Origin of the sequence: Fructobacillus ficulneus, assembly GCF_001047075.2 — a bacterium.
Classification (GTDB): domain Bacteria; phylum Bacillota; class Bacilli; order Lactobacillales; family Lactobacillaceae; genus Fructobacillus; species Fructobacillus ficulneus.
On record NZ_DF967991.1, the window covers coordinates 13,284 to 21,785 of the forward strand.

At 43.8% G+C, this 8,502-nt stretch carries 7 protein-coding genes and 1 riboswitch; all 7 genes read right to left on the bottom strand.

Annotation, left to right across the window (positions count from 1 at the left end):
- Positions 1-19 precede the first annotated feature (19 nt).
- The 7 genes from AOQ29_RS01795 to AOQ29_RS01825 all read right to left on the bottom strand — a co-directional run bounded on the left by AOQ29_RS01795 (position 20) and on the right by AOQ29_RS01825 (position 8,328).
- Positions 20-631: a folate family ECF transporter S component gene (locus AOQ29_RS01795; RefSeq protein ID WP_061992838.1), complete on the bottom strand. Its 612-nt coding sequence runs from the start codon at positions 629-631 to the stop codon at positions 20-22.
- A 31-nt stretch (positions 632-662) separates the two neighbouring features.
- Positions 663-758: riboswitch (THF riboswitch) on the bottom strand.
- A gap of 176 nt (positions 759-934) precedes the next feature.
- Positions 935-2,446 carry a peptide chain release factor 3 gene (locus tag AOQ29_RS01800; protein WP_061992839.1) on the bottom strand — a complete coding sequence of 504 codons (1,512 nt, stop codon included), beginning with the start codon at positions 2,444-2,446 and terminating at the stop codon, positions 935-937.
- A gap of 117 nt (positions 2,447-2,563) precedes the next feature.
- Positions 2,564-3,496: an ABC transporter ATP-binding protein gene (locus tag AOQ29_RS01805; protein ID WP_061992840.1), complete on the bottom strand. Its 933-nt coding sequence runs from the start codon at positions 3,494-3,496 to the stop codon at positions 2,564-2,566.
- Positions 3,496-4,548, bottom strand: coding sequence for an ABC transporter ATP-binding protein (locus AOQ29_RS01810; RefSeq protein WP_061992841.1), 1,053 nt, complete (start codon positions 4,546-4,548; stop codon positions 3,496-3,498). The genes AOQ29_RS01805 and AOQ29_RS01810 overlap by 1 nt, the downstream gene beginning before the upstream one ends.
- Before the next feature lie 11 nt (positions 4,549-4,559).
- Positions 4,560-5,582: an ABC transporter permease gene (locus AOQ29_RS01815; protein WP_061992842.1), complete on the bottom strand. Its 1,023-nt coding sequence runs from the start codon at positions 5,580-5,582 to the stop codon at positions 4,560-4,562.
- Between the two features lie 9 nt (positions 5,583-5,591).
- The gene (locus AOQ29_RS01820) at positions 5,592-6,509 is read right to left on the bottom strand and encodes an ABC transporter permease (protein ID WP_061992843.1); all 918 of its coding nucleotides are present in this window, start codon (positions 6,507-6,509) and stop codon (positions 5,592-5,594) included.
- Between the two features lie 175 nt (positions 6,510-6,684).
- Positions 6,685-8,328: a peptide ABC transporter substrate-binding protein gene (locus AOQ29_RS01825; RefSeq protein WP_061992844.1), complete on the bottom strand. Its 1,644-nt coding sequence runs from the start codon at positions 8,326-8,328 to the stop codon at positions 6,685-6,687.
- Positions 8,329-8,502: the final 174 nt, after the last annotated feature.

The following is an 8,502-nucleotide window of genomic DNA, read 5'->3' on the forward strand; positions in this document are numbered from 1 at the left end:
TTAAACTATTATTTAATTGTTATTCAGTGACTGGTTGAGCCTTCACTGAATTCTTGGGAAAGAATTGTTGGCTAATCATCGTCACAATCCGGTTATTTAAGACCACGTAGGTCAAGACAAGTTGAATTGGGAAGAAGATGATTTGCTTAGGCAAACGAGTACCGAGCATCGTTTCAAAGACGGCCCATGAATGGTGCGGTGAGTACAAAACCATCAAGGCAAAAGTATTGATGATAAAGTTGACCAAGAAGGTGATCAGCAAAACCGCTACCAAGACCTTGGCCCAATGAAGTCGCTTCTTATCATCACGTTGGTAAAATAAACCACCATAGATCAGGCCGGAAATAACCACACCGACAGCCATGATTGGTGACCAGGCACCGTGAGCCACGAAAAAAGTGACGTTAACGAAGTCTAGTAAAACCATGATGATCATCGTCCAAATTGGCCCGTAAAAGCGACCAATCAAAGAGGATGCGATGAAGACAAAGGAAACTTTAATGGTTGGTGTCAGATAAAAGGAAAACTTCCCAATTACCAAACTCAAGGCCATTAAAACTGCTAATAAAACTAACTGCTGGACCGTCAAAGGTGACAGGCCCCATTTCTTTGCTACCGTGTGCTTGTTCATTGTATTGAACCTCCTAAAGGAGCGTCCACCGGTTGGTGAATGCGGAAACCCGTACCGCACATAAATGTTTCGTCAACAGCTCACATTCCGTAGCTGCCGCACTTAACGCACGAGTTCCTACCCCAGATTTAATTTAGGCATTATTCTCGTTTCTCTAACTTTTAACCAGAATAAACCGAACAATTACCAGAATTAATTATAGCACGTTCGATTATTATCCGTGTATTAATTTTAAATTACAAAAGCAGTAGTCTCAAAACGAATATAAAAAGGACTCCAAATAGCGGAGTCCAGCGATAAGTTTTACATTTTTGCTTCTAGTTCAACATCAGGGTACTTGTCCTTAAACCAGTTAAGGGCGAAGTTATTTTCAAACAAGAAGACCGGACGGTCATAACGGTCCCGCACCAAAAGGTTACGTGATGAGGCCATCTTTTCGTTGACCTGGTCAGGGTTAATCCAGCGAGCAACCTTTGACCCAATTGGTTCAAATTGAATTTCGACGTTGTATTCATTTTCCATTCGGAATTTGAATACTTCGAACTGCAATTGACCAACGGCCCCCAAGATATATTCGTTGGAATTCCATGACTTATAAAGCTGGATTGTTCCTTCTTGAACCAGCTGGGTAATACCCTTGTGGTAAGACTTCTGCTTCATGACATCCTTAGCAATGACCTTGTTAAAGAATTCAGGCGTAAAGGTTGGTAAATCTGGGAAGCGAACTGCCTTTTTACCAGAAAAGATGGTATCGCCAATCTGGAAGTTTCCGGTATCGTAAACCCCGATGATATCGCCCGGCACGGCCCCCTGAACGTTTTCACGTTCTTCGGCCATAAACTGGGTCACATTGGCCAAACGAAGCTTCTTACCTGTTCGTTCCAATGTCACGTCCATCCCTCGTTCAAAGGGACCAGAAACAATGCGGACAAAGGCAATGCGGTCACGGTGACGAGGATCCATGTTAGCCTGGATTTTGAAGACGAACCCGGTAAATTGGTCGGATTCGGGTTCGATTTCCCGGTCATCAACCGTTTCAACCGGCATTGGCATAGGTGCATAGACCAAGTATTCGCGAAGAAATTCAGTCACACCAAAGTTAGCCAAGGCTGATCCAAAGAAGACCGGTGTTAATTTACCAGTCGCAACCGCTTCTTCATCGAATTGGTTTCCGGCATCTTCCAACAATTCAATTTCATCCATTCCTTCTTGACGAACTTCTGGATGGTCAGCAGCATTTTTGAAAGGAATCAAATCCTTCTTCTGCAAATCATAGATACCCTGCAAGATTTGCCCAGAACCGATTGGCCAGTTCATTGGGTAGGCTTGGATGCCAAGAATTGATTCCAATTCATCGACCAAGTCCAAAGGTGACCGAGCATCTCGATCAATCTTGTTGAAGAAGGTAAAGACGGGAATTCCCCGTTGCGAAACAATTTCAAAAAGCTTCTTGGTTTGGGGTTCGATTCCCTTGGCAGCATCGACCACCATAACTACGGAATCAACGGCCATTAAGGTCCGGTAAGTGTCTTCAGAGAAGTCTTCGTGCCCAGGGGTATCCAAGATGTTAATCCGCTTACCATCATAGTCAAATTGCAAAACGGAAGAAGTAACTGAGATTCCACGTTGCTGTTCGATGGCCATCCAATCGGATGAGGCCAACTTTTTGGCACCACGGCCCTTAACAGTTCCGGCTTCACGGATTACACCACCATGCAAAAGGAGCTGCTCCGTCAAAGTTGTTTTACCCGCATCGGGGTGAGAGATAATGGCGAATGTTCGCCGATTTTTAAGTTCTTGTTCAAAGTTTTCCATAATTCTCATTTTACATGAAAAAACCGCCCAGGGCTAGGGTTGTTCAAAGAAATAATCTTTGTTGACCCCGCCCTTGAGCGGTTTTAATTTAAACAGTCTGAAAGTCAGAAACAATCCTTACTTTTGTGCTGCCTTGTATTCTTCAGCTTCGGCAGGAGTTGCCAAAACAAAGTGTCCAGGTGTGACCTCGACCATTTCCCGGTCTTGGCCATCCTTTTCAAAACTAGCGTCATATGGCTGAATAACCCGGTTCTTTTCAGAAATTGGGTCAGGTTCAGGCACGGCTGACAAAAGACTCTTAGTATAAGGGTGCAATGGATGGTTATAAACTTCATCCGCAGTCCCCAATTCAACCAACTTCCCCCAGTGCATCACGCCAATGCGGTCAGAGATGTACTTCACCATTGCCAAATCGTGGGCAATAAAGAGGTAAGTCAAATTGTTTTTCTTTTGCAAGTCGGCTAACAAATTAACAACTTGAGCCTGGACAGAAACATCCAAGGCTGAAATTGGTTCATCGGCAATGATGAATTTTGGTTCAACAGCCAAAGCTCGAGCAATTCCAATTCGTTGCTTCTGTCCACCAGAGAATTCGTGGGGGTAACGAGAAGCATGGTCTTTGTTCAAACCAACCAATTTCAACAGTTCTAGGACTTTTTCGGCCCGTTCAGAACGTTTCTTGCTATAACCGACCTGGTCCAAACCTTCACCGATGATGTTGGCAACACGCAAACGACCATTCAAAGAGGCCTGGGGGTCTTGGAAAATCATCTGGGCTTCCTTACGGAATTCCTTCAAGTTCTTCTTCTTACTCCCCATGTCCTCACCATTAAAGGTGATTGTCCCAGAGTCTTGGTTGTACAATTTCAGAATCGTCCGACCAATCGTCGTCTTTCCTGAACCTGATTCACCAACTAAACCAAACGTTTCTCCTTCATAAATATCAAAGGAAATGTTATCAATCGCTTTCGTGGCGTTGCTCTTACCAGCATTGAAAGTTAGGTTCAGGTTTTTAATTTCAACTAATTTCTTAGCTTGTGGGTTTTGCATTAGCGGGCCTCCTCTGCTGGCAAGGTCTGCCAGAATGCCTGGCGACGTTGAATTTCCAATGGTGGTTCAACCTTCGGTGCCCGGTCATCCAAGAGCCATGTTGCAGCATAATGCGTGTCAGTGACTTTAAAGAGTGGTGGTTGCTTTTCATGGTCAATTTGCAAACCATATGGATTACGGTTGGCAAAGGCATCACCCTTTGGTGGATAAAGCAAATCCGGTGGTGTTCCAGGAATTGCTTGGAGTGTCCCAGACTCAGTGCTTGTTGAAGGCATTGACCCTAGCAAGCCCCAAGTATAAGGGTGTTGTGGGTTATAGAAAACTTCGTTAACTAAGCCAGTTTCAACAATCTTTCCGGCATACATAACTGCCACACGGTCAGCGATTCCGGCAACAACACCCAAATCGTGGGTGATGAAGATAATCGCTGTGTGATTCTTTTCTTGCAGGTCCTTCAAGACCTGCAAAATTTGTGCTTGGATGGTAACATCCAAGGCCGTTGTTGGTTCATCAGCAATCAAAACTTTTGGTTCAGCTGCTAAGGCAATGGCAATAACCGCACGTTGCCGCATTCCACCTGACCATTGGTGAGGATAATCGTTGATGTGTTCTTCGGCATCAGGAATGCCAACATCTTTCATCAATTCCAGAGCCTTTGCCAAGGCCTCTTTCTTCTCAGTGCCATGGTGTTTCATGATTGGTTCAGCAATTTGGTTTCCAATCTTCATGGTTGGATCCAAAGAAGTCATTGGGTCTTGGAAAACCATGGCAACTTCAGAGCCACGGTATCCTTCCCATTCTTTTTCAGATAACTCAGCCAAATTCTTACCACTGTAAAGAATCTGACTATCTTTACCAAGCTCAGCGTTTTCGGCATTCAAGCCCAACAATGTCTTCGTTGTAACTGACTTACCTGAACCAGATTCTCCAACAATCGCCAACGTTTCGCCGGCCCTTAATTCAAAATCAACGCCACGAATGGCTTGAATCTTACCCGCATACGTGTGAAAGTCCACGCGGAGGTCTTTTACTTGTAAAATTGGTGCTGCCATTGAAGGCCTCCTTATTCATCCGCCATCTTTGGATCGAAGGCATCACGCAAACCATCACCCAAGAGGATGAAGGCCAGTGATACGAAGATCAAGACAAGTGATGGAATCAAAATTTGATATGGATAGTATTGCAACATGTTTTGACCGTCAGTAATCAAAGTTCCAAGTGAAGCTGTTGGTGCCTTAACACCCAAGTTAATGGCAGACAAGACAGCTTCGAACATGATCGCTGCAGGAACAGTCATCATGATTTGAACAATGATGGTTCCAGACATATTTGGTACCAAGTGCTTAGTGGCAATCTTTGGACCAGATTCACCCAAAGTCTTGGCGGCCAAGACAAAGTCCCGTTCTTTATAGGTCAAGGTCAAATTCCGGACCTGACGAGCCATTCCAGTCCAGTTGGTCAAGGCAATGGCCAAAATGATTGACCAGATACTTGAACCGAAGAGCATCGCTAACAAGGTCACAACAACCAAGTTTGGGATGGCAGAAATCACTTCAATGATACGCTGCATAATTGTATCAATCCAGCCACCCATCCAACCGGAAAAGAGTCCATAAGAAACACCAATCAAGAGGTCAATTGCAGTAGCAGCAATGGCAACGAAAAGTGAAATCCGGAGTCCAACGGTTACTCGCTTAGCAACTGAGCGCCCAAGGTTATCGGTTCCCAAAATGTAGTTCTTGTCGACTCCATTTTGGTCATAAACGTCAGTTGATTCTGAAGAGCCAGGTTGCTTGATTTTGCCATCCCAACCAGGAATTGGCAAACCAGACTTTGGTGGCAAATTCTTATATTTCGAAGAATTCGTATTAAATTGGTTAGCAGAGTTTTGACTGACCAGCGGTGTTGAAATCAATGCGTAAAGAACAACGAAAATCAAGAAAAACAAACTAACAACTGCTAATTTATTTTTACGCAACCGATGCCAGACACTTTGCCATGTTGATAAGGTCGGCTTAACGATTGTTTCGCTTGCAGCCTTATCCTTAATCCCAACGAGGGAAAATTCATTTTGTACTTCTTCCATGTTTTCCCCCTACTTCAATCGAACTCGTGGATCAACAACTGCAGTTAAGATATCAGTAATCAAAATGCAGATCATTAACATTGCGGCATAGACAATCGTGGTTCCCATAATAACTGGGTAATCCTTAGTTGGAATTGATGAAACAAACTGCTGCCCAATTCCAGGAATTGAAAAGATATTTTCAACCAAAGTTGAACCAGTTAGCAAGTTAGCAACCATTGGACCAATCAAGGTCAAAATCGGAATCATTGAATTCCGGTAAGCGTGCCTACGGATCAATTGAGTTCCATCCAGTCCCTTAGCACGAGCCAATTGAATATAATCCGAATGGAGCACATCAATCATTTCTGACCGAACAAACCGAGTTGTCGTTGCCGCCGGGCCAACGGCCAGTGCTAGTGTTGGTAGAATTGTTTCTGAGAAACTATCACCCCAACCAGAAACTGGCAACCAACCTAAGTTATAACCAAAGACGTAAAGCAAGACAATGGCCAAAATAAATGAAGGCACTGAGATTCCAAGAGTTGAAACCACTCCTAAGGCCCCATCAACCTTGTTGTTTTGGTTTTTAGCAGAAATTGCTCCAAGCCAAAGACCCAACAAGATTCCAACAACCAATGCTTGTAGGCCCAATTGGGCTGAGACAGGCAATCGTTGGCCAATCAAAGTTGAAACAGATTGGTTTTGATACTGGAATGACGTCCCCAGGTTACCATGGAGCATGTTGACCAAATAGTCAAAATACTGGACCATGACCGGCTTATCCAAACCATACGTTTGGTTCAATTGGGCAATTGCCGAGGATGTTAAATGCGGATTATTATAGGGTGTTCCCGGTAGAATTTGCATCAGGAAGAACGTCGCCGTAACGACAATCCAGAGCGTAACTATCAGAATTAGCACCCGCTTTAAAATATATTTGGCCATTGAAATGACTCTCCTAGCGCGCTGAATAATTAGTGGTAACAACTACAAATAGTGCATCGATTTAATAAAAGTACTGACAGCACCAAAGGCAGGCCAGCGAAAAACTATCCATAATGTAACTGGACGTCCCTCTCCGACCTGCCTAGTACTACTCAATTAAATTTTCAAACTTCTCTTACTTACGGTAAGCATGCGTCAAATCAAGTGCCAAACCGGCTGGGTTAGTAACAACACCCTTAACGTTTGAGCGAACAAGTGAAGCACCCTTCCATGAGTACAATGGGTTGATGTCTGCATCGTTCTTCAAAGCAGCTTCAGCAGCCTTCCAATCAGCATCGCGGGCTGATGGGTTGTTTGCATCTTGACCTTCGGCCTTAGCAACTGCATCAGTATAAGTTTGGTTCTTAAACTGACCATTGTTCATACCAGTATCAGTAGCCTTGAACATGTCGTAGAAGGTTGAACCGTCTTGGTAATCACCGTTCCAGTTAGAAACAACGATATCGAAGTTTCCATTTTGTGAATCTTGCAAACGTTGCTTGAATGGCACAACCTTCTCAGTTACAGAGATATCTGAACCGAATGTTGATTCCCAAGCTTGCTTCAAGTAATCAACTGTTGACTTTGAAATTGGTGAATCAGCATCAGTTTCCAAAGAAACATTCATCTTACCCTTGTTAACTTCCTTCAAACCTTCAGCAAAGAGTTCCTTTGCCTTCGCCTTGTCGTAAGTGTAACCAGGGTTAACGTACTTAGCCAAGTCTTGACCGTTAGCGGCCTTAACCAAGCTGTTTGAAACCAAACCAGTGGCTGCATCACGGGTTCCACCAGTTGCTTGAGAAGCCAAATCCTTACGGTTAGTTGCAAGGTTCAAGGCTTCACGAATCTTTTCGTTGGCCAAGTATGGGTTCTTAGCTTGGTTGTATTCCAAGTATGTTGCGGCAGCCATGGCTGAGTCCTTCACATCCTTGTTACCCTTGTTAGCTGAGTACATTTCGGCTGAGTTGTTAATCGCTGCGCGATCAATCTTGCCTTCCTTGTAGAGCTTAATAGCTGTTTCAGGGTTCTTGATGACTTGCCACTTAACAGTGTCAGTCTTCACGTCCTTGGCATCCCAATAATTGTCGTTCTTAACCATCTTGAACTTGTTATTGGTTCCGTTCCAGCCTTCAAACTTGTAAGGACCTGAATAAATTTGTTCGCTAGAAGTTGTACCGTACTTTGAGCCGGCCTTCTTCACGAATGATTCCTTTTGTGGAGCAAATTGAGCAAAACTCAAAAGGTACTTAAATTGTGGCATTGGTCGTTCCAAAGTGAAGACAACTGTGTTGTCACCTTCGGCTTTAACACCCAAGTCAGAAACAGGCTTCTTACCAGCAACAATATCATCAGCGTTCTGCACACCTGAAGTCAAGTATGAGTACTGTGATGCTGTCTTTGGATCAGCAATTCGTTGCCATGAATAAACGAAGTCCTTGGCCGTCAAAGCTGAACCATCTGACCACTTCAAGCCAGAACGCAACTTAATCGTATATGTCAAACCATCTGATGAAACAGTGTATGACTTTGCTAAGTCTGGTGCTGGGTTACCCTTTGAGTCAACACGCAAGAAGTTAGATTCCGTGTTACCTAAAATGGTGTTTGAATAAGTGTCGGTACTCTTTGAAATATCCAAATTTTGAACTTCGGCTGCTAAGCCATAGTTCAATGTTGATTTATCATCGGAAGGGTTTGAACCCCACCAACCTGCAGCTCGGGATCCCCCGACTGCGACAACGACCACAACTGCGGCGGCTGTCCACATCTGCCATTTTTTCATTGCGTTTCCTCCTCAGGACAAACTTAATGTTGATTTAATTTTATCAGACGGGTTTCTGTTTTTCAAATCTTTTTTTAATAAAAGTTGAATATTGGCTTTAGACTAGGCTGCATTAGCATTGATTTTGCTCATTTTTGTAGTTTTCGTTAGTTTTTCTGACATCAAAAAAGTCCG

Coding starts and splice junctions, on each gene's coding strand:
- AOQ29_RS01795 (WP_061992838.1), bottom strand. CDS start 631: ATGAACAAGCACACGGTAGCAAAGAAATGGGGCCTGTCACCTTTGACG.
- AOQ29_RS01800 (WP_061992839.1), bottom strand. CDS start 2,446: ATGGAAAACTTTGAACAAGAACTTAAAAATCGGCGAACATTCGCCATT.
- AOQ29_RS01805 (WP_061992840.1), bottom strand. CDS start 3,496: ATGCAAAACCCACAAGCTAAGAAATTAGTTGAAATTAAAAACCTGAAC.
- AOQ29_RS01810 (WP_061992841.1), bottom strand. CDS start 4,548: ATGGCAGCACCAATTTTACAAGTAAAAGACCTCCGCGTGGACTTTCAC.
- AOQ29_RS01815 (WP_061992842.1), bottom strand. CDS start 5,582: ATGGAAGAAGTACAAAATGAATTTTCCCTCGTTGGGATTAAGGATAAG.
- AOQ29_RS01820 (WP_061992843.1), bottom strand. CDS start 6,509: ATGGCCAAATATATTTTAAAGCGGGTGCTAATTCTGATAGTTACGCTC.
- AOQ29_RS01825 (WP_061992844.1), bottom strand. CDS start 8,328: ATGAAAAAATGGCAGATGTGGACAGCCGCCGCAGTTGTGGTCGTTGTC.